Source organism: Stenotrophomonas sp. YJH_SMC_25 (genome assembly GCF_059369595.1).
Window position 1 is genome coordinate 94,725 of record NZ_JCAFSV010000008.1, and the last position, 26,243, is coordinate 120,967.

The window sequence follows — 26,243 nt, forward strand, 5'->3', positions numbered from 1 at the left end:
GTGCTTGGGTTCTCTCTGAGGGTTATCGGATGCCGAAGGCGAAGCCGCCAATCGACGTGATGAGGTAGTTCGGGTAGGCCGGGGCGTCGTAGCCGTGGACCTGCGGAGGCGGGCTGGATGCGCGGCACCGCACGCGGAATGCGCGGGCACCGCCTGTCCATGCGCCGGACGCCGAGAGCGTCACCGACTGCTCGTAGGTGTAGAAGTTGGACGCGGTGAAGGTGTTGCCGTCGCCGCCCATCTGCTGAATCAACGCGCGGTACATCGGCGGCTCGTGCGAGGCGATGACGACCCACACAGAGTCGCGCAGCTCCTCCAAGATGACGTGCAGCCCGTAGACGCGCGTGTTCGCGGTGACGGTCACCGACACGGAGGGCGTATGACCCTCGCCAGCCAGCACCGGAGCGCCGAGCCAGAACTCGTGGATCGCCACCCAATCGCCGAGCGGGATGAAGTTGTTGCCCGCCTGGTAGCAGAGGCTCGTTGCCCCGGTCCACCACACGCCGGTCGCCGACTGGAACTGCCCAACGATGTTGGGAGCATTGACGCGGCCTCGGAAGAACGCGCCGCCGTTGCGGTCCACGTAGAACACCGCGTTGTTGGCGTTCTTCGCGCCGGAGCCGACCCACAGGGGCCAGTCGCCGAGGTTGGAGATTTCCACGCGGAACTCGGCAGCGTTGACGATGTTGCCGTTGCCGTCGAGGGTGTGGGTCTTGAACGTGCCGCCGTTGATCGTGCCTGCGTTTGCCGTGAGCGCGGCCAGGGAGTTCACCCTGATCTTGTCCGCAGTGATCGTCCCGTCCACCACCAGCGCACCCTGGATGCCCACGGTGGACTGGCCGCCGACAGTGCCGATCACGAACGGATACTTGATGCTCGCCAAGGTGCCGCCCGAGGTGTACTGCGGGTGGACGAAGGCGAAGCGATCCGCGGTGACGATGAAGTCGCTGCCGGTCTGCGGGTTGGCGGAGAGGGCGATACCGGCGACCACGGGGACGCCGTTGATGGTGCCCGCGTTGATCTTGACCGAGTAGTTGGCCTGCCACTGACCGTACATGCCGGAGTGCTGCCCGGCGACCACGTTGAACTCCTGCCGGATGGTGGCGAAGTCGCCGTCCTTGAACGCCTGGACCTGCGTGGCCGCGATGGCCTGTGCCTGCTCGGCGGTGATCTTGGTGGTGTTGAGCTGCTGCACCAGCGCGCCGGTCGGAGAGGTGACATCCAGGTCGGCCTTGCGCCAGCCGGTGCCATCCCAAATCTGCGTCAGGTACGCGCCGGTCTGCACGGTCTTGACCCAAAAGGTCGGAACCTTGAAGCCGCCAGCGGGCGGGGAGGGCTGCGCGTCCGAGAAGATCGTCGGCGCGGTGCTGGTCTCCAGCGTGGATACCTGGGAAGCCAGGGCTTCGCGCGCGGACGCTTCGGTGTCGATGCGCTGCTCGAAGGCGGCCGAAACCGCCGACACCTGGCCGTCGATCTCATTGGCAATCCCCTGCGGCACGTTCGCGCCGTAGCTGGCCGCCATCTGCTGTCGGAATGCCGTGTTGGCACCCTCGGCGTCCGTCAGGGCTTCGGTGGTCTCGGCCAGGCCAGCGATGTTCTCGCCGTGGCGGACTACTGCCGTCTCAACGTCGGACACGCGGGCCTTGGTTGCGTCAACCTCGGCCATGACCGCGGTGCGGACCTGCGCCGCGCTGTCCTCGATCTCTGCGCCGAGGCGCTGCTCGGTGGCCGCACGCGCCGCTTCGGTGGTGCTCTCCACCTCGTCGATGCGCTGGTTGAGCGCTGCGGAGATCGTCTTGCCGTTCTCGACCACCTGGCCTTGCAGCTCGGTGATCGCCTCGACGCGCGCGGAGCGCTCGTCAGCGATGGCGCGATTGACCTCCAGGAATCGTGCCTGGCTACTTTGCTCGCCGTAGTCCACCCGCGCGAACAGGTCGATGATCTGCTGCGCGATGACCTTGTTGCCTTCGGTCAGCAGTCCGATCTCGTGGGTGGCCGTGCTGATCTTGTCGCCATAGTCGCGCTGCACGTCGAAGAACTCGTGCGAGCGCATGATTTCCTCCAGGATCGCCTCGGCGTTCACGTCGATAAGGTCGATGCGGGTCAGCAGGTCTTGCAGTGCTGGCGAGCGGAGGAGCTGCTCGATGATTGCGTTGAGGTCCGGGTCGCCACCGGGGTTACCGGGGCCGCCACCGGGGAGGCCGCTGCCACCACCGAACTCGGCGAGTTCCTGGTGTGCGTACAGCAGTTGGCGGAACGACTTGGACAAGTCGCGCGCCGGGAGGTTTGCGCCTTCCTTGTAGTTGACCAGGAGGGCGTCAATCGGCGTGAATCGCCGGATGGTCACAGTGTAGGGTGCGTCGAGCACGCCATCCTGCGACGGAATCTCGATGGTGCTGGCGTCCACCCACGACACGGAGACAGCGCGGGCCGCGTCCGGTTCACCGACGAACGCCCGGATGTGTTCGCGGGCGATGTACGGGAACGGCACGGTGAACCGCGTAGGGCCTCCCTCGTAGGTGTAGAGCACGAAGGAAAGGCCGCGCGATAGTTCGATCATGCGTCCTCAAAAAGGTGGAGGCCCCGAAGGGCCTCCTGGTTACGGTCGATCAGTCCCGTCCTTGCGGTCAGGGAACTGCTGTAGGGCTTGATCCGCGATGTTGCGGACGCCCGTCATGTTGTTGAACCACCAAATCTTCCAGAAGTCGCGCATCTGCTTCTCGGTGATCTCCTCATCGTCGCGGATGGCCGAACCGATCATCCGCGTGCTGCCGTAGACCTTGTTGAACAGGTCGATGGACGGGATGCCCATCACGCCGTTCTCCAGGCCGGTCGAGCGGTTGTTGGCGAACACCGGGTCGTTACCCAAGGCGTCCGCCCACACGGCGTCGGTGACCGCGGGGATCACGTTCGACCAGCTCGATTGCGCGACAGCGTTCTTGTAGAAGTTCTCCTGCGTCAGCTGCTTCTTCCGCTGTTCGGGGTTGCCCGCAGTGTTGATGTACGTGCGAGCCGCCCAGCCCATGCCTGCTGCCGAAGTGGACAGCACGACCATCGCGTAGGTGCGCCAGTCGTCGTAGTGGTGGACGGAGTTCAGGAAGTGGCGGGTGTAGCTGTTGACCATGAAGCTGCGGAACTGCGTGACGATGCGGCCGGTGGTGGAGTGCATCAGCTCGATGCTGTCCGAGGCGTCACCTTCGAGAACCTGGTGTCGCGTCACGCGGAACAGGAAGGCCGCCATGCGCTCGCGCGTCTGGAACGGCAGCTTGTCCGGGTCGATCTGCTCGATCTGCCGCTTGCCTTTGAGGTAGCCGAACACGTCGGCCTGGGCCTTCTCGTCGAGGCCCCAGGTGCGCAGGCGGGCCACTTCGGCGTCCGACAGCTTCTTGGCGTTCGCCATGTCCAGCAGCCGCAGCAGCGTGGCGCGACCGGCGATGCGTTGGAGCATCGTGTTGATCGGGGCCATGCCGGATGCGACCGAGGTGACGTGCGTCGCCATGTTCATCGCGTTGTCGATCTTCTCGCCGTGCTTGACGTTGAACGTCTGCGGCACTAGCGCATCCTCGTCCAGGCGCAGGAACGGCGGGTTGCGCAGCCAGTCGGTGCCGGGTGCGAACAGCCGCTCCATGACGCGCGCCTCCTGCGAGGACAGCTTGCCGTCAGCGCCGCGCACCAGGAAGTCGCGGGCGGCACCCACGGAGTTCCAGAAGTTGCGGAGACCGGCATGCGCGATGGTCGGGCCAAGCTCGGCGAACAGCGAGAAGCCGACCTGGTTCATCACGCGGGCGAAGTTCCAGTTGCGCAGGAACCGCGCGTAGCGTGCGCCTCGGCTGGCGGGATCGAGTTCGGTGCTGCGGCCGAAGGTGGACTTGAGGCCGATGTCGATCAGGCGCTCGATGTCCTTCACGTCGTCGCCGGACTTGCGGGCGTCGCTCTTGAGCTTCGACACGAAGCGGTCGAGCTGTGCGCGGTTCTTGATGCCAGCCTTCGACGACAGCGCCGACCAGCCGGTGATCTCGCGCATGTAGCGGGTCATCACCGAGTCCACGTCGTTGTCGAACAGGTCGGCCATCGAGACCTGCACGTCCTCGCCAGCCTCGTTGCGGATGGTGGTGGAGTAGGTCTCGTCGAGGTCGATGCGCTTCTTCGCGCGGTCGAGCTTGCCCGACTCGTAGGTCTTGCGCTCCAGCTTGGACAGTAGCTCTTGCGACCGCACGGGCGAGACGCCCGCCTCGGTCAGCATGTTGCCGATCTCCTCGACCGAATCGCTGTCCAGCGGGCGGACCAGCAGGTCCATCCCGTCGCCCTCGAAGTTCGCTTGGGCGCGCTTGAGGTAGGAGCGTGCAACCGCCCCGAGCAGCTCGTCGTCGATCTCGTCGCCTTCGTCGGTGGTGGCCTCCCAGGCGCGACGCATGGCGGGCTTGATGAGCTGCTCGATCACGTCGTCCTGGTGAAGCTGCATCTCGCCGAACAGGCGCTTGAAGCCCTTGCCACTCCAGTAGCGCGGCAGGTAGCTGCCGTTCTGCGCCACGTTGGCGAAGCCGTCGAGGTTGCTGTCCTGCGCCAGCTTGAGCGCATCGCGCATCGCCTTGGCGACGCTGCCGGCCGCCTTGGCGGCTTCCGGTGATACGTCAGGCGCACCGCGCACGGCACGGCCGACCTCCTCGTTGAACTTTGCGCGCTCGGAGAAGTTCCACCAATGGGTGCCTGTCCGTTGCTTGTAGGCGTCCCATGCGGCGTTCACTCCGCTCCGCCATTCCGTCTCCATGACGGCCAGGTGGCGCTTGGCGAACTCGCTGGTGGACTCCTGGACCGCGACGGAGCGATCGGTGTAGCCGACGCCATCGCGGAACAGCAGGCGGCCCGCCTCGCGCACCAGCGGCGACTTGGCGCTACCCATGCGGGCAGCAAGGTCGCGGCGGACGGTGGCGAAGTGGGGCGTGATGTGCGCGTTGACCAGCGCCTTGTCGGTGAACTCCTGCTCGAATGCGCTCTCGTTGCGCAGCGGGAGGACGCCTGGCGTGAGGTCGTTGGCGGCGGTGCCTGCCACGCGGGCGGCGGACAGCGAGTCGTCACCGGCCAGCCGCTTCACCACGTCAGGCTTCACCTCGCCGTCGAACAGGGCACCCCGGCGAGCGCCGAGGGCACCACCGAACGCGAACGACAGGGCGGCGCTCTGCACGCCATCCGCGAGCGTCTGCTCGGGGTCGTAGGTGGAGGTTGCGGCCGACATCAGCGCGGAGGTGCCCGCAGCCTGTAGACCGGAACGCACCGCGTTGGCGAGGCGTCCGGCCTTGGCTGCGTACCCCAGGCCGCCCGTGGCGAGATCGAGGCCGGTTGCCACCGGGTCGGTGAAGCCGAGGGCGATCTGTCCGCCCAGGCCGAACTGCGCCAGGTCGTCGTCCGCCATCTGATTCATAAAGGCCACGGATTCCAGATAGGAGAGGTGCTCGTCGGACGTGGCCCGGCCGAACAGCTCCCACTGCTCCGGGCGCAGGCCCATCGACTCCCAGCGCTTGCGCGCGTCTGCGGGAATGCGATAGCCCTGCTGCGGCTCGTAGCCCAGCTCGGTGATGAAGCGGTCGATGAAGCCGATGCCGCCCTTTGCCTGGGCAGCGCCCCATCCGTCCCATACGGTCGTCTGATCCTTCCGGCGCTCCGCGGCCTCTCGCTGCTCCTTGCGCTCGCGCACGGCTTGCACGATGGGCTGCTGGGTTGCCGGCTTGACGATGTTCTCGTCTGCGCCGGGTAGGGATTCAAACATGCGGTCTTACTTCCTCGTCAGGTACTCCAGGAAGTCCTCGGGGACTGCCGGGGTGGTGGTGGTTTGCTTGGTGCCCGCGTTGGGAACCAGCGGCTTGGTGAGGTCGAACTTGGGCAGCTCGAAGGCGGGAGCCTCGGCGGCGCTGGCGTCGCGCTTGGCGATGGCCGCAGGGACTTCCGTGGTCGCCGACTGCGAGCGCAGGTCGCGGATGTTCCGGGACTGGTCCGCCCAGGTGGTGCGCTGCTCGACCCGACGACGCGCCTGGGATTCCGCAAGGTCTCCCTTCCAGCGCTGGTGCTGTGCCGCGATGGCACGCGGGTCGAAACCGATGGCGCGGCCGGTGTCCGGGTCAGGGATCAGCCAGTTGTCGGGGCCGACGATCTGCCACTGCCCCGGATTGCGGGGATTGGGCAGGGCCGACAGCTCATCCGGGTCGCGGCCGAGCTTGCGCGCGACCGTCTGGATCAGCTCGTCTACCGCTGGCTCGGCACCCTGCGGCATGCCGATGTTTGGCACGCGGCGGCCGTTGACGGTCGTGCGCTGGGCGTCGATCTGACCGACCGCTGCACGGATGGCAGCTTCGCCGGACACTCCGCCACGCGAGGCGATGCGCTCGGCTTCCTGGCGGATGCGGTGCAGCTCACGCGGGTCACGCGGCTTGCCGTCGATCTCCAGGTAGTCCTTGATGCCGGACTTCCAGGTGTCGTTGATGACCGAGCGGGCCTCCTCGACTTCCCGCTTCGGTTGCGTCAGGACGCGAGCGGCCTCCTGGTGAGACTGACCGCTGCGCCGGGTGTCGTAGAGGTACTGGTCCAGCATTGCGGCAGCCTCGCCGCCAGCGACCGTATCGGCGTACTTGGGCGAGACCTTGCGGAGCTGTTCGTACAGCGTCGCGGCGTTCTGGAAGTTCTCCTGGAACGCCGGGTCAGCGCGCTTGAGGATGCGTTCGAGCTGGGGGATGACGATGCCCTGCCGTGCCCACTTCTGGAGCACCTGGCCGCGTGCGGCCTGCGGGGTTTCCTCCCACTCCTTACCGGCCTGCTTCTTGAGGTCGGCGTCGCTGATCTCGTAGGGATTGCCCCCGGCTACCAGCTTGCGGATGCGCTCCTCTCGGGCGCGCTCCTTCGCTTCCTGCTCCCAGCGGCGAAGCGTCTGCTCCTGCTGGTTGTTCCAGTATCGCTTGAAGGACTGGAGGTCGCCACCGCTCAGGCCGAATTTACTGGCCCAGGTGTCGATGGTCTTGTGGGTGAGCTGGCCGCGATCCGCGAGGCCCTGGAGCGTCCACTCTGCCTCGGCCATCGCCTGCTTGCGTGCCTCGTCCTCGCGGTGTGCGATCACGCGGGCACCAGCGGCAGCCGCCGCGCGCAGCTCGTCGCCGTGCTCGGTGTTCATCAAGCCGGGCTGGCCGTCGCCGCGGTCCTGCTCCAGGAACGCCAGGATCGACTGAGGATCGCGGTTGCCTGCGGCCAGCTCCTCCTTGGCGGCCTCGACGTAGAGTTCGTCCACGTCGCGCTTGTTGAGATAGGCGTACTCCTCCTGGTCCAGCATCGCGTACAGGCCGTTCATGCCCTCGGAAGTGAGGAACGTGCCGCCCTTGATGCCGTCGCGGATGATCGCGGTCAGCGACTCCTTCTGCCGGACCAGCATTTCCCGCATCGAGTCGGCCTGCCACTGCTGGCGGACCTGCTGCGCGGCGCGCATGGCGACCGGCATCAGGGCCTTGCGGACCTGCGGGTCTTGGAACTCGGGGTTCTGCGTCAGCGCAGCCATCCGCTCCTTGATGAGCGGCTCGATGTCGGTGCCGGGTTCGGCCTTGGCGATCTCTTTGGCCGCTTCGATCTGCCAGTCGCGGACGCGGATGATGCCGTCTGCCTTGAGGTAGCCGCGACGCCATGACTCCGACTGCTGGGCAACGAAGTCCTCGGCCTGCCGGGGCGTACCCTCGGCGTCCTCCTGCATACGTTGGGTCGCCGCGGCGCTGTACTGCTCGCGGCTGTTTGAGATCATCTGCGAGTTGACGGAATCCGAGACGCGCGTCAGCACCGCAGCGGCGGTGCGAGAGAGGACACCGGCACCAGCGGAGGACGCTTGGTCAGCCTGCACCGCCAGAACGGGGCGCTCGGCGAGACGCTGCGGCACCTGCGCGCGGCGGATGATCTCTTGGGGTTTCGTGCGAGCCACGGGTTACTCGTCTCCGGGAATGGAATAGCGCTTGTAGGTTTGGATGTTGCTGTAGGCATTCGCGCCTGACTGCATCACGCCGCCCAGCGCCTCGGCATTGCCGGTGCGGATACGAGCGCGTGCTTCGGAGCCGCTTTCGACGACTCCGTTCCTGCGGTTCTTCTCGATGAGGGCCACGTCACGGCCAGCCTGGGCCATGATGTCGTTCGCCAGCAGCTCGACCGAGTTGCCGGACACTGCCGCTTCTGCTGCGGAGGCGCGCATCGCGGATCGCAGTGCGCGGGCCTCCTCCATGCGCTGTTGGGTGCGCTCGGCGGCCTGGTCGTTGATCTGCTCCTGCTGACGCTCCGCGGCTTCCTCGATGGCCTTGTTGTTCTGATCCTGGCCGTACATGGTCGCCATCGCGCTGACTGCGGCGATACCGACCTGGACTGCTACGGGGTTGCACATGGGGTCTTGGTTACTCGGACGAAGGGTGTCTTGGCGAAGCCGTAGGCGGACTCGACGCCGCTCTCGCGGAAGCCAAGCCAGCCGAGCCATCGCCGCGTGGTGACGGCGTGGACATCGACGAAGTTGAAGATGGTGCCGAAGGTGGCCGACCACTCGTCGCTGATCCGCCGAGCTTCTCGGAGGAACGTGCGGCAGAACGTGGGAGCCACCAGGGCGTCGGTGCCCAGCAGCCAAACCGAGGCGATACCCTCGGCGTGCTGGCTGAAGCCGAAGATGCACACGGGGGAACCGTCGTGCATCGCGGCGAAACTGCGGTCGCTCGCGGTCACTGCAAATGCGAGCGCCTGGAGCGGGGTGTGACCATGCGAAGCCGCCACCTCCAGGATGTCCTCCTGCCGCATGTTCTCGGCGACGTGGAGGATGTCGCTGGCGGTGGGGCTTCGATAGGTCAGGGTCATACTCGGCTGCGGGAGACGAACATGCCGCGCCACTGTGCTGACTGGAACCAGCACTGGAACGGCAGGCGGTTGACGAGGTGCATGCGGACGCTGTTGGCGTCGCCCAGCACGGGGAACCGGCGAGAGCCGGAGTGGAACGTCGGGGCGCTGGTGCGGAACACCGAGTCGTTGAGGACGCGCGCGGTGTACGCACCGGAGTGCGACGCCACGTAGGTCTCGACGCGGCCATTGCCGTGCTGCTCGACCTCCAGCTCGAAGTACGCGCCATCCTTGTAGGCGACCTCGATGTCACGCACCTGCGTGCGGCCCACCAGCACGGCCTGGTTCTGCCCACCGCGAACGATGGGCTTGGTCAGGGTGAGGCGGTGCTCGTAGTCCATGCCGACGACCACGCGGCCCTCGGTGTGGTTACCGGGGAGCGCAAGGCGGGTGCGGGCGTTGTCCCAGCGCGCCTTGGTGATGTCCAGGTACGCGCCGGGGTCTTGCCAGTCGTCCGTCTTGAGGACGGTGACCGTCATGCCATCGGGCACGATGTAGGGCAGGTCGATCCAGGTCTCGTTGCCGAACTGCTGATAGGTGGGCTGCACCACCAGCATGCGGTCGAGCAGGAAGTTGTAGTCGCCCGTGGCATCCGTGTCGTGCTGGTTGAGCACCATGCGGAACTTGAGCAGCTCGCAGCCGCCGCCTGGGGCTTCCGCGACGGCGTACAGCACGTCGTTGATGGCGTGCATGTGGACGATGCGACCGACGCCGGAGATTGACCAGCGCGTCCATGCGGACTGCTGCTTCTCGTCGCCGATCCAGCGGACGAAGTAGACGTAGAGCTGCGCGTCGGTCGGCTCGTCAGGAGCGAAGAACACGCAGTCGGCACCACTTGCGCTCGCCATCGCTCGCATGCGGCCCGGCATCAGCTTGGGCACATGCGCCGTCACGTCGGCGGCGTCGCCGGTCACCGACAGGTCGTCGATGAAGTATTCGCGCACGCTGGCGTATGCGCCGCTGTCCTCGGTGAAGTACAGCGACTCGCCCATCAGCTTCGGCCGGATGTACGGCGAGCTGCTGTAGCTGTTGACCGGATCGCTCTTGACGTTCTTGGCGGCCAGGTACGGCTCGGCGGTCAGGAGGAACTGGCCGCCCGCAGCGGCAAGGAACAGGGCCGACTGGAACGGGACTGCGTGGTAGAGCGTGGTGACGCCGTTAGACCCGCTGACGCTCACGTCGATGGGGTCGGCGTCGAGCACCTGGGTCACCGAAGTGCGCCAGAGGTTGAACGGATCGGAGACCTCGGACATCAGCACGTTCTCCCCGGCCAGGAAGCCTAGGCGGTCCCGGTGCTTGAACACCTCGCGGATGCGCTGGCCGTCGATGGACGGGAACGGGTTGCTTTGCTCGTCACCCGCGAGGCGCGCGGTCCACTCCGGTCCACCGAAGGAGAACCAAAAGCCGTCCGCATGCACTGGATCGGGGATGCGCTTGAGGATGTGCGGCATCGTCTTGGCATCGAAGCGGTGCTTGATGCCCGGCCGGGCGACCTCCAGGTAGACCGAGGAGGACTGCTTCTGGACGTAGTAGTCGTCGAATTGCGATTCGGACGAGCCGATGATGTTGTAGATCGCGCCGGTCGGCACAACGGCCGAGCCTTTGTCGCCGGGCTTCGGCAGGTCGGACATCGTTTGCGCCGATCCGTACAGCGAACCGGGCGACAGCTCATCGCTCTGCTTCACGTCTACCAGCCGGTTGACGATGAAGGTGGTGTCGGAGAACGTCGCCAGCGCGAAGCACGACCACGCACGCTGTCCCTGGGTGTCCAGGTAGTTGAGCGCGTCGCCCGTGGCGTTGACGGTGTATTCCTTGCCGGTCTCGTGGTCGAACACGCGGATGCTGCGGTGACCCACGGCGACGATGTAGCGCTCGTTCTCATCGCGGACGATGGAGTGGAAGGCACAGTCGTGATCGAGGGTGACGCCAAGGCCAGCAACGAACTCGGCGGGCGGGCGCTTGCCAGCGCCCATTGCGGCATGCAGCCAGGCGTTGATCGCCTTGGTGAGCTGGTTCGGCGAGCGGACGGTATCGTCCTGCTGCGACTCGCCTCCCAGGAACGAGGGATAGTCCCCCGTGATTAGCGGCATCAGCGGTCCCAAATATCAGACACGTCCGTCGAGCCACTGAGGAAGTTGTGGCCGCGGGCGTAGGTGAAGTCGGCGTGCTCCTGCGCGAAGATGAGGTATGCCTCCTCCTCGTGCTTCTCGGTGAACACGTAGAGCTGGTCGCTACCCAGCACGCTCGTCTGGAACAGACGCGCAGCGCGCACGGCGATGTAGCGGCGGGCCGACTCGGGCAGCTCCTCGTAGGCGAGGAACCAGGTCACGAAGTCGGCGGTGGGGGCCGACGAGAACGTGTCGGCGAGGGTGAGCGGGTTGATGAGGCGCGTGCCTCGGATCACCAGCGGCTCGCTTCCGCGTGCGGGGACGAGCTTGAGGATCGACTGCGGCGGCAGCACCTTGCCTTCCGCGTTGAGCGTGAAGGTGAACGACTCGCTGGTGTTGAACCACCAGCCAGCGGTTTGGACCTCGCGGCTCACCGCGCGGAGGGTGTCGCGCGCCTGCGAGGCGTACAGGTTGCCGAGCGCTTCGAGGTCGCTGATCGGCGCTTCGCCGATAGCACCGAGCAGCACATTGACGGCTTCGAGTTCCGTGGTCGGAGTGAGTTCGAGGTTCATGGATTCGGGGCAAAAAAACGGGGGACACCCATGTGGATGTCCCCCGTAGATGGAGAGAGATTGAAGCGCCGCGGGATTTGCCCAACGGCGCGGTATTGCTTACGGGGCCTTCGACAGCTCGATGGCACCGCGCGGAGCCAGGATGCCGTGACCCAGCGCGTACTTCGCCAGCATCAGGGTGCCCTGCTTCTCGCCCTGGTACACGTCCTCCAGGGACAGGTCCAGCAGCTTGAGGGTGCCGACCGCCGAGCGGTGGAAGATCACGCCCACGGTGTCCGCGAAGTTGCCGCGGTACTTGGCCGGGATCGAGGCCAGGGCCGACTCATCGACACGCGGCATCGCGTTGATCTTCACCAGCGGGATGCGGGCGACCGAGGAAATGATCGCCTGGCCGTAGGAGCCGTTCGATTCCGCGTTGATGTCGCGGTCGATCAAGTCCTTGTTCTCGGTCAGCAGATACCACTGAGCCGGGGCCAGTGCGCCAGTGAACTCCTGCGGGTTGTCCGGCAGCAGCTTCTCGTCGAACAGCATGCGGGCGTTGCGGAACGCATCGGCCAGCACGGTCGGATCGGAGGCCATCGTGGCGGCCTTGATGATGGCACCACCCGGCTGGCCTTCGACCTTGCCTTCGGTGGTACGAGCGGCCAGGATCGCGCAGCGCAGCTCGTTCTGCATGCGCTTGAGCGCCAGCTCCGCACCCTGCTGACGGGTGTACTCGGAACGCACGTCGTAGTGGTTCATCGCCTCGTCGATGTTGGCGATGAAGGCGTGCGAGATCAGCATCGGATCGAGGGTGATGATGGTCTCGTTGTGCTCGACCACCAGGCCCTTGATCTCGGTGCCCGGCACATGGTACTCGGAGCCGATGGTGCCGACGTTCGGGAACGAGGCGGACTTGCCGCTCTCGATGTTGCGCACCGACACGCGGCCGTCCAGCTTGTAGTTCTCGACGAAGCTGGTGATGGTTTCAGCAGTGTAGTTCTGCTTGAACAGCGCCCAGGCGTCGCCGTTGGCCTGGGCTTGACCCAGGCGGGAGGGGATTGCGTCCGACATTTAGTCCTTGCTTGAGGTTGAGTGGATTACTTGAACAGCGGCGACACGGCCAGGCGGGCGGAGACTTCCGCGCGGTAAGCCGGATCACGGTGGTAGCGCACATCGCGCATCGCTTCGACGACCTGCGCCTGCGACTGGAACGGCTTGGGGCCTGCATCGGCGTTCGATGCGGTCTTGCCATTCAGAAGGCGGCCGTTGCCGCCACGGAGGGCGACGAGGCCCTGGACTGCCAGCGCTGCGCGGCCGGCGTCGCCGGACTGCACCGCTTCGTTGAACGCCCGCTTCTGCTCGGCGCTCAGGTTGGTCTTAGCCCACTGGACCAGGCCGTCGTAACCGGCCTTGCCACCTGCGGGCGAGTAGACGGCGTTCTCGTAGGTCTGCACGCGAGCGCGCAGGCCATCGACGTACACGTCCACCAGCTCCTTCGGATAGCCCGCGTCCTGGAGCTTCTTGTAGCTCTCCTCGGACAGCGAGCCGTTCGAGTTGAACTCGGTGGCGAAGTCGTCCAGGTTCAGGCCAGCCCGCGCCAAGGCGTCACGCGCGTCATCCGCGGTGGCGTCGTCGATGGTCGCGGGGCCGCCCTTGCCACCCTTGTCGTCGGCTGGCGTGCTCAGTTGTGCGTAGGCGGCTTCCAGCTCCTCCACGGTCTTGTACTTGCCGCCGAACAGGCGCTCGCCATCGGTGCCACCCTGCGCGCCCGGTGCGGGCTGCTGGGTGTCCTGGGAGTTCTGCGGCGGCTGCTGACCTGGGGTCGGCTGGCCGTTGATGCCGTCAAGGCTGACGGTCACTTCGGACTTGCCCGGCTGCGACATTACTTGTCCTCGGGCTTGTAGTTGACGATGACCAGGCCGTTCGTCTTGCGGGTGATCTCGGCCTTGCCCTTACGCTCGACGCTCGGAGCCTTCGGGGCTTCCTTGGTCGGCTTGGCGGGCTTCTCGGTGGTTTCGTTCGACATTGCGTCCTTCTCGGGGTTACGGGGTTTGGGTCATCGCTGAGGCGATATTCGGAGCGGCACGGACCATCGCCTCCTGCGCCGAGGCGTCCTGCTGCTCGGCAGCAAGCTCGTCGTCGGAGCGGATCAGGCCCTTGGTGGAAATGTCGGAAGCGGCGGCCAGTCGGGAGATCGCCTCGCCACTGTTGAGGCGGCGCGCCTTCTCCTCTGCGCCGACAAGCGCATCCACTGCCTGACCGAACTCGATCAGCTTGTTCAGGTCGTGGCCGCGGCCGAGGGCGGCGATGCCAACGGTGATGCGCGGCTTGATGAGTTCCTGCGGCAGCTCGGGCAGGCGACCCTGCTTCTGGAGCTTGTGCAGGCGGCGGCGGATCAGCGGCAGCAAGAGCTGCTCGCCCGACATCGCCATGAAGCCGCTGAGGGCGTCGTCGAGTTCCTGGGTGAGCACCCGGATTTCGTAGGCGGTCACGCGCTCGCCGGGGCGCTGCACGGCGGACTTCACGCCGAAGATCAGCTCCAGCGAGTTCGCCAGCCCTTCGGCCTCCTGACGCACGAAGTTCAGGTCGTAGGCTTTCTGGAGCTGGAGCGTGGTCACGTCGCTGGCCTCGCCACGCAGCACCGCGCCGGACTCGGCCTCGGTGAGCTGGCGCTCGCGGATCGTCGAGGTCGGCTTGAGGAACATGATGATCTTCGCCAGCGCGGCGGCACCCTTACGGATCGCCTTGCGCAGCGCCTCCAGCGACTCGAACGCGCCCACGTAGTCGTAGACCAAGCCCTCGCCGTAGTCGTCCACGAGGGACGGCGGCGCGCACAGGGGAATCCACGGGCAGGCGTCGATGGGGTAGGTGCCCACGGTCTCGGGGACTTCGACGCCCTCGACCTCCTGGACCACTTCCCACTCCTTGCCATCTTCCGAGCGACGCACCCAGGTGTAGAGGTTCACGTCGTCGTTCTTGGTCTTTTCGTCGCGTTCCTGGGCGAGCTTCTGCATCACCGCCGCGCGGATCGAGTCCGGCAGCATGGCCGGGGCGATCTTGTCGAGCGTGATGATCTCCAGCACGTTGCCCAGGCCGTCGCGGTCGGTCACGTAGGAGGTCAGCGGATACAGCTTAGGCTTGCCCTCGTCGGGGTCGTAGAGCAGGAAATTGCCGAGGACGATGGCGTGCTTGGCCGCCTCGCTGAGGACCGGGCGGACGCCGCTGGTCTCCAGGTCGTTGACGATGACCCGCTCCACGTCCACCAGCGCGGCCTCCAGTTCGGAGGTCTCCACGCCAGCCTGCTCGGCGATGTTCTCGGCGACTGCCTGGTCAGGCGCGAGCTTGAACACCGAGGCGTTCGGCGGGAGCCAGGCCAGCACGATCTTCGAGGCCAGGGCGTTGACGCACTTCGGGCCGGTGTCGATGTAGGCGGAACCGGGGGTACGCGATTTCGCGCCCTCGTCCACCCACAGGCGGGGCAGGGTAACCTTGGCGCAGCGCTTGGCGCGCGTCTCGGCTTCTTTGCGGTTGGACTTGAGATCGCCGTAGCGCTTCGCGGCCGTCTGCTTCTCGGCCGAGGTCTGCTTGGCGTCAGCCATTCGGAATGGTCAGTCCTTGGTACTGCGTTGCGTTGTTCAGGTCCAGTCGGACCTTGGACTTACGCCGCTGATCGGCCGCGTGGCCGGTCGGCTGGGTGTCCTGGCGGGTCAGCAGGATCGGGTCTTTCTCCTGCTGGTCCGGCATGTTGGGCTTGCTGCACATGATTAGCGGGCGCGGTGCTCCATCTGCTCGACCTTCCGCAGCGCCTTTAGCCGGAGGATCAGGCGGCGCTCGCCCTGCCGGAGCAGGAACTCCTCCTTCGGCTTGGCGGGGTCGTAGATCACTTCGGGGTGCAGTTCGTCCAGGAGGTCGATCAGGTCGTAGGAGTGCAGAGGGATTTGCATAGAACTCCTGGGTTATGAATAGGTGGGGAAACTGTCGTTTCCCCCGATGATGACCACTAAACCCTTAGAGTCGGGCCAGCGATTCCGCGACCATCCGCAGGCGGTGGATCGGGCCGTTGTTGTCGATCACGGTGTCGATCAGGTCGCCGTGGACGCCTGCCTCGGAGGCATGCGCCGAGACCGGGGCCGCGCTGTCGCGGAGCACCTGGACCACCTGGCCGCCCCACTCACGGATGAACTGCGCCTCGTTGTCGAAGCGAACGTCCGACACCACGACGCCAGCAGCGCCGTCGCGGCGGGCCTGACGGATCTTCTGCGCGACCACCTTGACCCACAGGTCGCGGTCGATCATTTCACGGCCCCACTCGGTGCCCACGGTCTGCATCAGGCGGCGCGGGGTCTGCCCGTTGAGCCAGTCGAGCGGCTCCTCCTTGAGCGGGCCGTCCTCCATCGCGGACACCGGCAGGCCGGTGATGTCCGCCACGAAGGCGCGGATCGGGGCCGCGAAGGACAGCTTCACGAAGCCGTGGTCGCTGACCAGGAACTCGGCCAGGGTGTCTTTGCCGCTGCGGGCGCGGCCGGTGATTCCGATGATCTTCATGGGGACTCCAAAAGAGAAACCCGGCCTTAGCCGGGTACAATTCGTGTTCGTTATGGAAGGAGACAGGTATGGCGAGTTCTACGCCGAGTAACACAAACGGAGCGGAAATCTCTGAGCTTGCACAGAAGCTCTATGGCCTACAGGAGGCGATGGATGCGCTCGTGGCATCAGGGCAAGCACAAGGAATTCAGCGAGAGCGCTACGATGCGGCCAAGCAGCTCATCACAGATAAGCTCACTGAGTTCAGCTGCACGTATGAAACGTTGACTACGCCGAAGGCGATCCAGCTTTGGGTTTTCAATAGCCGAGAACCCGTAAGTCGGAATCCGTCAGAGATTGCACACTGGAAGCAGTTCTACGTGGACGAGTTGCGGTAAGCAGGATCAGGTGGCTTGGTTGTCGTCAGGCGAAACACCGGGCGATCAGCCAAGCCGCGCCAGCAACGCCGACAGCGGCCGGCCACAGCTTGACGCTGCCAGCCGAGCGGTACAGGGTGCGTTCGAGGGTGTTGAGGCTGCGCCACCACAGCCAGGCAGCGCCGTAGGCGACGAAGGCGAACAGCACGGCCAGCACGGCGACGATGGTGATGAACAGGATCAGGGTTTCCACAGCTTCACTTCCTTGGTCTTGGGGTTGTAGTCGCCGTAGCGCAGGATTCGCGCGAGGCGTGCTTGGCGGATCGCATCGTGCTTCGACAGCGGCTCGGTGCCGCCGCGGGGGATGCGGGTGGTGTAGGTGGTGACGACGGTGTTCCACAGCGCGCCGAGGTGCTCCTCGACGGACGCATCGCGGTACGCCTCGTGGATGGGCATGAGCAGCTCGTCCGCGCCCTTGTGGCCGATGCCGGGGAAGCCGGGGTAGTTATCCACCTGGTCGCCCGTGAGCACCTGCTTCATCCAGAACAGGTCAGCGTCGTGAGCCGAGATCGGCCGGACGCCCACGTCGGGACGGTTGGGGTTGTAGAGACGGATGCCGGGGATCGTCTGCATGTCCTTGTCGATGGACACGACGATGCGGCTGCCTGGCGCGCGCTTCGGATTCGGGTGCGAGGCCAGCAGCCCCAGCACGTCGTCACCTTCCAGGTTCTCGATCTCCACGATCTTGTCGCCGAACTCGTCGTAGACGAACTCGTCGAGCACGTACCACAGGGCAGGCTTGTCCTTGCTGGCACGGTTGAGCTTGTAGGTTGGGTCGATGTCCTTGCGGAAGTTGTGCTTCTTGCAGGACAGGGCCAGCAGGTAATCACGCGCGCCGAACTTCTCGACGATCTCGTCGATGTAGTCCTCCAGCTTCGCCTTCGCGCGCTCGGGCTGGATCGCTTCGACCTTGTTGCCGTCGCCGTTCCAGTCGATGTTCGCGGTGTTCGAGAACGCGAGCTGGTAGCGCAGCACATCGGCGTCGATCAGTAGCAGGGGGCCGCGCTTGTTCATGCGTCCACCCACTGCCATCCCAGGAACGCCAGCGCGAACCAGCGGTGCAGCCAGTTCGGACGCTCCCGGACCTGCACGAAGAAGTTGCCGCCAATGACCCAGGAACCGGCCGCCTGCGGTGGCCGATAGGTGACGTAGGAAGTCATGGCCGCTTCTCCGGGTGGCGCTCATACCACGCCTGTAGCTCGGCGGCGTAGCGCTTCATTCCGGCCTGGTACTCCGGGCCGTCGCCGAGCGGGTACTCGTGCTCGTCGCACACGAAGTCGGTGGTCGGGATGGTGTACGGAATCTGCGTGCAGGAGTTCCCCGTACACATCGACTGCCACATGATGATGTAGGAGTTCTCGCTGTGCCCTTTCAGGCACGAGCCATAGTCCGCACTCGGCGGCCAGGGCTTCATATCGCACGCAGCGAGGCCAGCACACAGCGCCAGGATCAGGAGAGCGCGCTTCATACCATGCTCTCGTGTACGGCGACCCAGCACTTCTCGCTAACGCGGCGGATGAAGTAGGTCGCGGTGCTCCACTCCACGGGGCGCAGCATGCGCTCGGTGCAGCACGGGCACTTGGCGTTGTAGGCATGAACCTCGGGCTGGTGTTCGAGCACAGCCACGCGGTAGGTGGTACACGGATCGATCACGCGGACATCGCCGTCAGCGGGGCCGCCAATGAAATGCACGCGAAGCCGGTTCTCGTTCATCGGTTCGATTCCTTGAGGACTTCCAGGGCGCTCGCCTTGTCGGCGTTGCAACGCTGGAGGCCGTCCTCGGCGTTGCCGCCGAAGCGGTAGAGGTCGTAGGTGGTGGTGGTCGGGTCAGCCATCACGGCGTCGAGTGAGGAGTGCGTGCCCTCAATGACGGTCGGCTGGAGGAACTGCTCCGGCACGACTTTCGAGGTGTGCGCGGCGCAGCTCGTCAGGAATGCGGCGAGACAGGTAATCGCCAGTTTCCGGGTCAGCATTTGCTGCAATCTCCACAGAGCGGTTGGTGGTGGCGCGGGCGTTCCGCAGCGCTGCATCGAAGGCAGAGCGGCGCACGGCTTCGCGGTTGAGGGTCTCGACGGTCTGCTTGAGGTCGGCCAGTTCCTTTGCCGACTCCTCCAGCTCCGTCACGCGCTGGGCCATTGCGGTGTACTTCCAGGCTGCGAAGCCGCCTGCCGCGAGCGCGGCAACGACCAGCAGCGCCGCGAGGGCGCGCAGGATGTTGGTTGGGTTCATCGGTTCTCTTGGACGTAACAGGCGACTCGCAGAAGCTCCGAGGGAGTCGCGTCGGACTTGATCTGATTCGCGCGTGCGGAGATCACGCGCACGTTGCCCCGGACGTAGCCGAGGTCAGGTTCGATGCGGTCGAGCGTGGGTGAGTTGGGGCCTTGGGCCTTGCGCCCGACAGCGCGGTACAGCGGGATGCCCAGTGCCGGGCAGAAGTCGGGGACCACGATGTCGTCCGACGTGAGGTCGAACGGCAGTCCCTTCCTAGCTGCCCGGCGTTTCGCTTGGCGCACCAGGGCGAGTGCAATGTCCCGCTTGCCGCGGGTCAGTGCGTCTCGGCCCAATTCCTTCCGATCTTGAACTCGCCATCGAGCGGACAGCGGAAGCCGAAGTAATCGCCAGCCTTGCGGATGGCAGCCTGGGCGGTCTTGCCCACGAACTCGGCCTTGTCCTCGTCCACTTCGATTTGCCACTCGTCATGGACGTTGGCGAGGAACTCGTAGTGGACGCCCGGCACCAACCCTGCGGCTTGCAGGTCGGCGTCGAGGATCACCAGGGCTTTCTTCATCACCAGCGCACCGGCCGACTGGAGCAGGGTATTGAGCGCGGCGTGGTCGCTGCGGATGTGCAGCTTCCGGCCGTCGAGACCGATCAGGTATCCCTTCTCGGCCGCGCGCTTCTTGACCCCGCGTACCAGCTTCTCCAGCGCAGGCAGCCCGGCCAGGAACTTCGAGCGGAGCTTCGCCCCGGCCTGGCGACCCTTGCCAACGATGGAGCCGAGCTTCGCGTCGCCTGCCCCATAGAGGAAGGCGTAGATGAAGGTCTTGGCGTTGTCGCGGGTTGGCAGTCCTGCCGCCGATTGGTTGACGGAGTGGATGTCGCCTTCGAGGATGACCTTGGCGTACTCGCCGCCGTCGTGCTTTGCCATGAAGTGCGCCAGGCAGCGCAGCTCCAATCCCGAGGCGTCCGCGCCGACCTGGAGCTTCCCTGTTGGGACGCAGAACAACGAGCGGCACTCGAATCCGTAGCCGCCTTCCTGGCCCTTGAGGATTCCCTTCTCCTTCGAGTGCTGGACCTTCGGCACCTGAGCGATGTTCGGCTTCGAGTGCGTCATGCGGCCGGTCACCGCTGCGTTCTGATTCACGCTGCCGTGGATGCGGCCGTCCTTCTTGATGGCCTTGAGCCACGCCTCGTCGCCTTCGGCGAGCTGGCCGAGGCGCTTGTTGACGATGAAGTGCTCCAGCAGGAGCGGGATGATCGGGAACTTGAGCGCGCCCAGGACTTCTTCGTCGATCTTCGGCTGGCCCTTCTCGGTGAACTCCTGGGGCTGCCAGCCGTACATTGCAGTCAAGCGGTCAGCAATGTGCTGGCGGCTTGCCGGGTTGAACACCACGTCCTTGTAGGTCGTGACCTCCACGCCCTTGACGTAACCGCGGCGCTTGTCGTCGCGCTTCGGTACGAACTTGCGCTTCACCACCTTCCACGGCGGAATGACCTTGCGCAGCTCGGCCTCCAGCGCAGTGCGCCGGGACACGAGGATGCACTCCAGCTCACGCGCCTTCTCCTGATCGAACAGGTAGCCGTAGCGCTGCTGACGCGAGAGGATCGGCGCGACGGCCTGCTCCAGCTCGATGGCCTCGGTAGGGAGGCCCTTGCTCATCAGCAACGCGAACAGCGCTTGCGTGACCGCAACGTCCTGGTCGCAGTAGTCGTCCATTTCCTGAGACCACTGTGCCCAGGGATCGAGGCCGCGTGCGGCCATCTGCGCCGCGTAGTCGCCTTTCCAGCGACCGAGGCGGTAGCCCCACGCTTCGAGGGCGTGGCGGCCGATCAGCTTGCCCGGCAACACCGGGTTCGCTCCCTGCTTCTTGCGGGCCTTGAAGTCGCGGTCCTTGAGGTCCGGGTAGACCAGCGTGGACATCAGCAACGTGTCGAAGTACGCCTGGACCTTGAAGTCCGGGAACACCTTGGCGATAGCCGGAATGTCGAATCCGGCGATGTTGTGGCCGACAACGCGCTTGGCCTTCTTGAGCCTCTCGACGGCCTGACGGACTGTCATTTCGCCCGTGCCGTGATCGTTGGCGGACAGGATGGGACCGCGCGGTGCGCCGGTCTCATCTACCTCTTGGAGGGAAATGCAGTGGATCGTGTCAAGTTCGTCGAGGAGGCCATTGGTCTCGCAGTCGAATACGAGGATCAACGGCGGTCCTCCTTACGGGTAGCCGTGGTTGGTTACGGGGATTGCGCGGACGCGGCGGCGGGCGCGGAGGATGTACTCCGGCTCGGGGGCCTTCGGCGGCGTGTGGACGCCCTGCGGCGCGTGGCCGGGGAAGTCGTCGTCCTCGAACAGTTCGTCCTGCTCGGGCTGGTCGGGATGCAGCGTGTAGCCGTAATCCTCGACGTAGTGCGTGATGCGGCGGATGGTGCGCTCGGTGCCGTTGTTGTTCAGCACGAACAGCAGCTTCTCCGATGCGTCGGCAACCGCGCCTTCGAGGGATACGACCACCACCTCGTCGGTGCTGGGTTCGTAGATGGCGACGTGGGCGCAGCACCGCAGATCGAACCGGGCGCAGTGCTCGTGCGGCGTACCGAACTCGAAGCCGATCAGGCTCACGAGGTGACCCTCGGGCGAGCGGAAGTTGCGGATGCCGTTCGGAGCGGCCTCGCTGGTCCAGTCGTTACGGCCGCTCAGGTACGCGGCCACGTAGGTGTAGCTCGCCAGTGACACGAAGAAGCAGTCGATGTCCTTGATTTCGGTCCCGTCGTAGAACGCGCGCAGGCTTCCGCCACCCAGGATCACCAGGTGGCGGACTTCGGCCGGCAACACGTCGAACAGGGACCGAGCGTGTTGCTCGGCAGTCATGGTTGGTCCCTTAGCGGATCAGGTTGGTGAAGCGCTCGGCGACGCGCAGGGCGCGCTCGGCTTCTTCCTCGTGCTCGTCGGCCTGCGAGTGCAGGACATCGGCCTTGTCGCGCAGCGTCGATGCGGTGGCGATGCGGTCGGCGCTGATCTTGAACAGCTTGTCCACCTGGCCCTCCAGCACCTTCACCACGTCGGTCACGGTGTCCTTGCGGAACGGAGCGGTCAGCAGGTCGATTGCGATGGCGACGATCTCTTTCATTGGGGTAGTTCCTCGGCTTTGATGTGGATGACCACGCGCCGCCCAGGCTTGCCGTACATGACACGGCAGGCTTGGTCGGAGCGCGGGAGTTGGTAGGGGAGAACGAGGCTCTCAGCGAAGGAGAGCGGCGCATCAGCTGGGATGAAGCCGACGACCGAGCGGCCGTCAGTAGTCGGAGGTGGATACATCGGATGACTCGTCGGCGAAGTCGCCGTATTCGCCCGGAGCATCTGCATTGAGCAGGCGGCCGGATGCGTGGTCGTAGCTGTAGTAGAGAACCTGGCCGTTCGACTGGCCGGTGAAGCGATCCTTTAGGACGCGGAAGGTCGTGCAGTTGCGCTCGGCCTCGTTCTCGGCCTGCGTGTTGCGCTCCAGGCCGAACGCGAAGTGCGTCCAGAAGCCAATCGCGCGGCTGCCCTTGAAGTGGCGGAGCATCACGCGCCCGCCTTCCTCGTGTGGCTTGCCTTCCGGCGTGGCGAGGTGCGAGACCAGGTAGATGCAGATGAGGTGGCGCTGCGCGAACTGCGCGATCTTCGCCATCGTGTCCTCCAGCATCTTCCGCTCGTCCTCGGCACCGGCTGCAAACGACGTGAGGTTGTCGAGGACGATGTGCTTGACGCCCTCGGCGACGACCATGTGGGCCATCTTGGCTTCGATCACGTCCCACTCGGACGAGCCGAAGTGGTCGTAGATGAACACCTGGCCCTTGTCGAGAATCTCGAACGCGGCTTCCAGCTCCTCCTGCGTCCAGCTCCCATCGGGGACGTGGAAGCGGCGGCCAGCAACCTTGCCTGCCATGCGCTTCGCCGTCTCGACCGGCTGCTGCTCCAGGAAGAACAGGCCAACGCGGTCGCCGGTTTCCTGCGCGATGAAGGCTGCTTCCTCCATCAGCCAGTCGGTCTTGCCGATGCCGGTGCCCGCGCCGAAGGTGTAGACCTCGCCGTACCGCTTGCCGTAGGTCAGCGCGGTGAGGCGCGGGTCGTGCCAAGGCATGCCCATCGAGACCGGCTTGAGTGCCTTCTCCTTGAGGGAGCCGAACGTCACCACTCCATCGGGGCGCTTGGTCTGCGCTTCGTAGATGGCGCGGGTGATCGCCTCGGCATCGCCACGCTGGAGCAGCTCGTTCGGGTCTTTCGCCGGGAGCTGTGCGATCTTGGCCTTGCCGGGAGTCAGCAGCAGCGCCACTTCCTGCGCGGCGGCTTGGCCCGGTTCGTCCATGTCGAACATGAGCACAACCTCGTCGAAGCCGTTGACCCACTCCAGCTCGCGCTTGATGGACTTGGCCGCGCCTTGCGCTCCGTTCGGAACGGACACCACCGGCCAGCGGAGGCCGAGTGCCTGCGCCACGGAGAGCGCGTCGATCTCGCCTTCGGTGATGACGAGGCGTCGCCCCGGTTCGTAGAGGTGCTGGCCGAACAGCCCGCACGCCTTCGAGTCGCCGATGAATGAGAACTTCTTGTCGGGGTAGCGGAGCTTCTGCGCGACGATGCCGCCATCGCGCTTGTAGTTGGCGATCTGCACGGTCTTGCCGTGCTTGTCCTTGCCGATCCAGTAGCCGTACTTACGGCATGCTTCCTCAGTGATACCGCGCTTCGCCAGGGCTTGCGGTTCACCCTTCGCAAAGTCGCTCATGGTTTTCCTGCTGGTGGGTTGAGAGACCTCCTCGCCTTCGGCTGGCTCGTAGTGACCGCAGCCGAAGCAGTAGCCGTGCCCGTCGCTGTAGCGCGCAAGGTTGTCCTTGCTGCCGCAGTTCGGGCACGGCTCTTTGTGGAGGTATTCGGAGTCAGCGCTTTGCACGCTCCACGGACCACATGCGCTTGCGGTAGGAAATGCCGAGGCGACGATTCAGCGCACCCTTGACGGTGCGGCCCAGGCCGCGGAACGGCTTGTCGGCGCGCGCCCATGCGCGCTCGAAAGCCAGGCGCATCGCGGACGGAATGACGGTGGTAGCGGTGTTGGTCATGCGTTCTTCTCCAGCAGGAACTTGGTGAATGCGGCGACTTCTTCGGTCGCATCGTTGGCGTCGAGGCCCAGCTCGTCGGTGCAGTAGTTGCGATACAGCTGGAGCAGCGCATCGACGCGGTACTGCTTCGGAGCGCGGCGCGCTTCCAGGAGCGGAGCCTTGCTGCGGCGCTGACGGCGCGACAGGCGATAGCGCGTGTACCGCTGCCCCGAGGCGTCCTCGCAGGTCTGCGTTTCGATCTCGAAGCCAGCAGCGCGCAGCTCATCGACGCGCGAGGCGAGGCGGCGGATGCGGTAGACGCCTTCGGCCTGCCACGAGGTCAGGTGCGAGTGGCGACGCAGGTGATCCAGGACGACCTGGGTTTGCGGGGGCAGCGGTTTCACGTTGGGTTCTCCTATCGAGGGAAGTCAGGTGCCCACACGACGGGCTTGCCGTAGGCGGCGAGCAGGCGTCGCAGCGCGGCGTGTTGGGCTTCGGTGAAGTTGTCCTCGGGCTGCATGGCGTCGTTGACGCCGCCCAGGAGGCAGACTTGGTATGCGGATTGGTTGTGCTTACCGGCGAGAGCGCCGGGCTGATTCAGCGGGCGACCGTCGTAGATCGAGCCGTCACGTTCGATGACGAAGTGGACGGCGATCTTCGAGTAGCCCTGCGAGCGGTGCAGGCGTGCGAGTTCTTCGCCGGTCGTGACCTGCTCGGGGCGGGTCATGCTGGCGAGGACGAACAGCGCCTCTACCGATTCCAGAGGTTTGAGGCGCACTTAGAGTTTGTAGAGGTGGACTTCGGTGCGTGGTTCTTCGTCCGGCTGCGCCCAGCGCTTACCGGAGAGCAGCCACATGACTTGCTTGTCGTCGGCCCAATAGCCGGTGGCTTTGGTCACAACGTCCATCGGCCCCTTGGCGAGGTTGTCCACGTCGCCCTTGGGAAACGCGGCCTTCGAGGTCTTGGCGCGTTTGCATACCGCGATGATGACCACTAAAACCGGATCGGTCGGCGACAGGTCCAGATCACCGGCTGGCAGATGCTTCTCTGCGGCTTCCTTCCAGGTCTTGTAGGTCTTGCCGTAGTAGACGCCCCAGCGCGAAACCTTCGGGCGCGAGGCGGGCACCGGGTCAAACGGGAACGTGAGGGAGGCCAAATGCTTGGCCCCCCTCGCGGTGTTCACGATGACCGACAGCGGATCAGTAGTCGCCGTCATCGCCCTCGTCGTCGGAGTCGCTGTCGTCGTCCGAGTCGTCATCGCTGTCGCTGAACGGCGCGCTGTCGGCGGCCTCGTAGCCGTCCTCCTCGCCGAAGCCGTAGTCCTTGGCGTTGCGCTGGCCGAACTCGACCAGCTCGATCACCTGGACGGCGACCATGTAGCAGGTCAGGTAGAACTTCTTGGCCGATTCGACGAACGAGCCGCCGATCTCGTAGGAGACCTTGAGTTCGCTGCCGCCGCCGATCTGCGGCGGGTTGTCGATCTTCTTGCCGCGGGCGTCGAAGATGTCCGGGCGCATGGTGAACTTCTTGCCGGTGCGCTTGCTGACGCCGCTGGCCTTCATCTTGAACTTCACCAGCACGCGGCCGGTGTCATCGCCGTTCTCGTCGGTTTCTTCGGTGAACACCGGGGCCACTTCGGCACCCTTCTTCTTCTTCGGGTTCTCGCTCAGGAACTCCTGGAACAGCTCGTCGCGCCGGGTTTCCAGCTTCTTCGCCAGCGCCTTGAAGTCCTTGTCGTTCGGGTCGAACGCCAGGCTCACGGTGTATTCGCCTTCCGGCTTGAACTTGGTGTCCGGTTCGTTCAGGCGCGGCCACACGGCGGTGCCCTTGGGGGAGACGAATCGTTCGCGCTTCTTGGTTGCCATCAGTTGTCGGTCTCGTAGTTGGTCGGGAGATAGATGCCCGCGCGCCACAGGTCAGCGGCGGCGGTCAACGGGGTGTCGGCGGAAATGCCGAAGGCTTCGTCGATGTCGAAGCCGATGAGCGCCTCGTCGATGAAGGCGTCGGTGATCGGGTCACGCATCACGGGTAGTGCGGTTTCAGCTCGCGCTCCGCGTAGCGGCGCACGGCGTTGAGGGTGTTGACCTGCCGGTAGCGGCAGTCCTGCTCCATGCGCGAGACGACCCGCAGCACTTCCATCGGATCGAGGCCGAGCACTTCGCAGAAGTTCTTGAAGGCGCACGCCAAGCCGATCACCTGATCGGCCGGGTGGCCGAGGGACTGCACGCTGTCGATCACTACGAAAGCGCCGCGTGCGGCGCTCTCGGCAGAACGTGAGTGCAGTCCGTCGATGACGCGATCACGCACCTGCGTGCAGCTCCGTCATGCGGTGCTTGAACTCCTCGACCGTGCCGTGTTCGGCCGGGTTGTAGATGCCGAGGACCACACCGAAGTGGTCCTGGGCAACGTAGGTGTTCAGTGCGTGCTGGTAGTTGATGCTCATG

General features: G+C 65.4%; 35 protein-coding genes. 1 reads left to right on the forward strand and 34 read right to left on the reverse strand.

The annotated features are described in order from the left end of the window. Positions 1 to 22: 22 nt before the first annotated feature. From AC5P7E_RS12485 to AC5P7E_RS12550, 14 genes are all read right to left on the reverse strand, one after another. On the reverse strand, positions 23 to 2,560 hold the full coding sequence (locus tag AC5P7E_RS12485) for a phage tail fiber domain-containing protein (protein WP_005412396.1): 2,538 nt from the start codon (positions 2,558 to 2,560) through the stop codon (positions 23 to 25). 39 nt (positions 2,561 to 2,599) lie between these two features. Continuing rightward, on the reverse strand, positions 2,600 to 5,764 hold the full coding sequence (locus tag AC5P7E_RS12490) for a hypothetical protein (protein WP_005412397.1): 3,165 nt from the start codon (positions 5,762 to 5,764) through the stop codon (positions 2,600 to 2,602). Between the two features lie 6 nt (positions 5,765 to 5,770). Further along, positions 5,771 to 7,945 carry a hypothetical protein gene (locus tag AC5P7E_RS12495; protein WP_032961810.1) on the reverse strand — a complete coding sequence of 725 codons (2,175 nt, stop codon included), beginning with the start codon at positions 7,943 to 7,945 and terminating at the stop codon, positions 5,771 to 5,773. Between the two features lie 3 nt (positions 7,946 to 7,948). Beyond that, complete coding sequence (locus AC5P7E_RS12500) at positions 7,949 to 8,347, reverse strand: virion core protein, T7 gp14 family (RefSeq protein ID WP_032961812.1); 399 nt, start codon at positions 8,345 to 8,347, stop codon at positions 7,949 to 7,951. A gap of 32 nt (positions 8,348 to 8,379) precedes the next feature. Continuing rightward, on the reverse strand, positions 8,380 to 8,853 hold the full coding sequence (locus tag AC5P7E_RS12505; protein ID WP_005412400.1) for a hypothetical protein: 474 nt from the start codon (positions 8,851 to 8,853) through the stop codon (positions 8,380 to 8,382). Then, positions 8,850 to 10,982, reverse strand: a complete 2,133-nt coding sequence (locus AC5P7E_RS12510; RefSeq protein WP_005412401.1) for a phage nozzle protein — start codon at positions 10,980 to 10,982, stop codon at positions 8,850 to 8,852. The genes AC5P7E_RS12505 and AC5P7E_RS12510 overlap by 4 nt, the downstream gene beginning before the upstream one ends. Then, a complete protein-coding gene (locus AC5P7E_RS12515; RefSeq protein WP_005412402.1) occupies positions 10,982 to 11,572 on the reverse strand; it encodes a phage tail tubular protein A in 591 nt (196 codons plus the stop codon). The genes AC5P7E_RS12510 and AC5P7E_RS12515 overlap by 1 nt, the downstream gene beginning before the upstream one ends. Positions 11,573 to 11,671: 99 nt before the next feature. Then, a complete protein-coding gene (locus AC5P7E_RS12520) occupies positions 11,672 to 12,625 on the reverse strand; it encodes a major capsid protein (RefSeq protein ID WP_005412403.1) in 954 nt (317 codons plus the stop codon). Between the two features lie 26 nt (positions 12,626 to 12,651). Further along, positions 12,652 to 13,437, reverse strand: coding sequence for a capsid assembly protein (locus AC5P7E_RS12525; protein WP_005412404.1), 786 nt, complete (start codon positions 13,435 to 13,437; stop codon positions 12,652 to 12,654). After that, positions 13,437 to 13,580 (reverse strand): hypothetical protein, encoded by a 144-nt coding sequence (locus AC5P7E_RS12530; RefSeq protein ID WP_004154577.1) that lies wholly within the window; start codon positions 13,578 to 13,580, stop codon positions 13,437 to 13,439. The genes AC5P7E_RS12525 and AC5P7E_RS12530 overlap by 1 nt, the downstream gene beginning before the upstream one ends. A gap of 16 nt (positions 13,581 to 13,596) precedes the next feature. Next, positions 13,597 to 15,153 (reverse strand): portal protein, encoded by a 1,557-nt coding sequence (locus tag AC5P7E_RS12535; protein WP_005412405.1) that lies wholly within the window; start codon positions 15,151 to 15,153, stop codon positions 13,597 to 13,599. Next, entirely contained in the window at positions 15,146 to 15,298 is a 153-nt protein-coding gene (locus AC5P7E_RS12540; RefSeq protein ID WP_005412406.1) for a hypothetical protein, read from the reverse strand. The genes AC5P7E_RS12535 and AC5P7E_RS12540 overlap by 8 nt, the downstream gene beginning before the upstream one ends. A 20-nt stretch (positions 15,299 to 15,318) precedes the next feature. Further along, positions 15,319 to 15,498 (reverse strand): hypothetical protein, encoded by a 180-nt coding sequence (locus tag AC5P7E_RS12545; RefSeq protein WP_005412407.1) that lies wholly within the window; start codon positions 15,496 to 15,498, stop codon positions 15,319 to 15,321. 64 nt (positions 15,499 to 15,562) lie between these two features. Then, on the reverse strand, positions 15,563 to 16,099 hold the full coding sequence (locus AC5P7E_RS12550; RefSeq protein WP_004154581.1) for a deoxynucleotide monophosphate kinase family protein: 537 nt from the start codon (positions 16,097 to 16,099) through the stop codon (positions 15,563 to 15,565). A 68-nt stretch (positions 16,100 to 16,167) separates the two neighbouring features. Between AC5P7E_RS12550 and AC5P7E_RS12555 the strand changes: the two genes are divergently transcribed. Further along, positions 16,168 to 16,476, forward strand: a complete 309-nt coding sequence (locus AC5P7E_RS12555) for a hypothetical protein (protein WP_032961816.1) — start codon at positions 16,168 to 16,170, stop codon at positions 16,474 to 16,476. A 25-nt stretch (positions 16,477 to 16,501) separates the two neighbouring features. On the opposite strand, the gene AC5P7E_RS12560 is transcribed toward AC5P7E_RS12555, so the two are convergent. The 20 genes from AC5P7E_RS12560 to AC5P7E_RS12655 all read right to left on the reverse strand — a co-directional run bounded on the left by AC5P7E_RS12560 (position 16,502) and on the right by AC5P7E_RS12655 (position 26,242). Next, positions 16,502 to 16,708: a hypothetical protein gene (locus tag AC5P7E_RS12560; RefSeq protein WP_005412408.1), complete on the reverse strand. Its 207-nt coding sequence runs from the start codon at positions 16,706 to 16,708 to the stop codon at positions 16,502 to 16,504. After that, positions 16,696 to 17,529 (reverse strand): hypothetical protein, encoded by an 834-nt coding sequence (locus AC5P7E_RS12565; protein ID WP_004154583.1) that lies wholly within the window; start codon positions 17,527 to 17,529, stop codon positions 16,696 to 16,698. Before AC5P7E_RS12565 ends, AC5P7E_RS12560 begins: the two co-directional genes overlap by 13 nt. After that, positions 17,526 to 17,675, reverse strand: coding sequence for a hypothetical protein (locus AC5P7E_RS12570; protein WP_005412410.1), 150 nt, complete (start codon positions 17,673 to 17,675; stop codon positions 17,526 to 17,528). Before AC5P7E_RS12570 ends, AC5P7E_RS12565 begins: the two co-directional genes overlap by 4 nt. Further along, positions 17,672 to 17,983: a hypothetical protein gene (locus tag AC5P7E_RS12575; protein WP_043033722.1), complete on the reverse strand. Its 312-nt coding sequence runs from the start codon at positions 17,981 to 17,983 to the stop codon at positions 17,672 to 17,674. The genes AC5P7E_RS12570 and AC5P7E_RS12575 overlap by 4 nt, the downstream gene beginning before the upstream one ends. Next, on the reverse strand, positions 17,980 to 18,228 hold the full coding sequence (locus AC5P7E_RS12580) for a hypothetical protein (protein ID WP_005412412.1): 249 nt from the start codon (positions 18,226 to 18,228) through the stop codon (positions 17,980 to 17,982). Before AC5P7E_RS12580 ends, AC5P7E_RS12575 begins: the two co-directional genes overlap by 4 nt. Next, positions 18,225 to 18,350: a hypothetical protein gene (locus AC5P7E_RS12585; RefSeq protein ID WP_005412413.1), complete on the reverse strand. Its 126-nt coding sequence runs from the start codon at positions 18,348 to 18,350 to the stop codon at positions 18,225 to 18,227. The genes AC5P7E_RS12580 and AC5P7E_RS12585 overlap by 4 nt, the downstream gene beginning before the upstream one ends. A 28-nt stretch (positions 18,351 to 18,378) precedes the next feature. Next, entirely contained in the window at positions 18,379 to 18,744 is a 366-nt protein-coding gene (locus tag AC5P7E_RS12590) for a hypothetical protein (RefSeq protein ID WP_005412414.1), read from the reverse strand. Then, positions 18,741 to 19,079, reverse strand: coding sequence for a hypothetical protein (locus tag AC5P7E_RS12595; RefSeq protein ID WP_050483582.1), 339 nt, complete (start codon positions 19,077 to 19,079; stop codon positions 18,741 to 18,743). The genes AC5P7E_RS12590 and AC5P7E_RS12595 overlap by 4 nt, the downstream gene beginning before the upstream one ends. Further along, positions 19,061 to 20,935, reverse strand: a complete 1,875-nt coding sequence (locus AC5P7E_RS12600; RefSeq protein ID WP_049417451.1) for a DNA polymerase — start codon at positions 20,933 to 20,935, stop codon at positions 19,061 to 19,063. The genes AC5P7E_RS12595 and AC5P7E_RS12600 overlap by 19 nt, the downstream gene beginning before the upstream one ends. A gap of 12 nt (positions 20,936 to 20,947) precedes the next feature. Further along, entirely contained in the window at positions 20,948 to 21,598 is a 651-nt protein-coding gene (locus tag AC5P7E_RS12605) for a Gabija anti-defense Gad2 family protein (protein ID WP_005412416.1), read from the reverse strand. 10 nt (positions 21,599 to 21,608) lie between these two features. Next, positions 21,609 to 21,857 carry a hypothetical protein gene (locus tag AC5P7E_RS12610; protein WP_005412417.1) on the reverse strand — a complete coding sequence of 83 codons (249 nt, stop codon included), beginning with the start codon at positions 21,855 to 21,857 and terminating at the stop codon, positions 21,609 to 21,611. Between the two features lie 165 nt (positions 21,858 to 22,022). Continuing rightward, complete coding sequence (locus tag AC5P7E_RS12615; protein WP_005412418.1) at positions 22,023 to 23,489, reverse strand: toprim domain-containing protein; 1,467 nt, start codon at positions 23,487 to 23,489, stop codon at positions 22,023 to 22,025. 151 nt (positions 23,490 to 23,640) lie between these two features. Then, positions 23,641 to 23,820, reverse strand: a complete 180-nt coding sequence (locus AC5P7E_RS12620) for a hypothetical protein (protein WP_004154591.1) — start codon at positions 23,818 to 23,820, stop codon at positions 23,641 to 23,643. After that, positions 23,817 to 24,203: a helix-turn-helix domain-containing protein gene (locus tag AC5P7E_RS12625; protein WP_004154592.1), complete on the reverse strand. Its 387-nt coding sequence runs from the start codon at positions 24,201 to 24,203 to the stop codon at positions 23,817 to 23,819. The genes AC5P7E_RS12620 and AC5P7E_RS12625 overlap by 4 nt, the downstream gene beginning before the upstream one ends. A gap of 11 nt (positions 24,204 to 24,214) precedes the next feature. Next, positions 24,215 to 24,577 (reverse strand): N-acetylmuramoyl-L-alanine amidase, encoded by a 363-nt coding sequence (locus AC5P7E_RS12630; protein ID WP_004154593.1) that lies wholly within the window; start codon positions 24,575 to 24,577, stop codon positions 24,215 to 24,217. Beyond that, the gene (locus tag AC5P7E_RS12635) at positions 24,578 to 25,015 is read right to left on the reverse strand and encodes a RusA family crossover junction endodeoxyribonuclease (RefSeq protein ID WP_157178715.1); all 438 of its coding nucleotides are present in this window, start codon (positions 25,013 to 25,015) and stop codon (positions 24,578 to 24,580) included. It lies immediately after the preceding gene. After that, entirely contained in the window at positions 24,999 to 25,664 is a 666-nt protein-coding gene (locus tag AC5P7E_RS12640) for a hypothetical protein (RefSeq protein WP_004154595.1), read from the reverse strand. The genes AC5P7E_RS12635 and AC5P7E_RS12640 overlap by 17 nt, the downstream gene beginning before the upstream one ends. Then, positions 25,664 to 25,822 (reverse strand): hypothetical protein, encoded by a 159-nt coding sequence (locus AC5P7E_RS12645; protein WP_154267700.1) that lies wholly within the window; start codon positions 25,820 to 25,822, stop codon positions 25,664 to 25,666. Before AC5P7E_RS12645 ends, AC5P7E_RS12640 begins: the two co-directional genes overlap by 1 nt. After that, the gene (locus tag AC5P7E_RS12650) at positions 25,822 to 26,106 is read right to left on the reverse strand and encodes a hypothetical protein (protein WP_005412421.1); all 285 of its coding nucleotides are present in this window, start codon (positions 26,104 to 26,106) and stop codon (positions 25,822 to 25,824) included. Before AC5P7E_RS12650 ends, AC5P7E_RS12645 begins: the two co-directional genes overlap by 1 nt. Then, a complete protein-coding gene (locus AC5P7E_RS12655) occupies positions 26,099 to 26,242 on the reverse strand; it encodes a hypothetical protein (protein WP_005412422.1) in 144 nt (47 codons plus the stop codon). Before AC5P7E_RS12655 ends, AC5P7E_RS12650 begins: the two co-directional genes overlap by 8 nt. Between the last annotated feature and the right edge of the window lies 1 nt (position 26,243).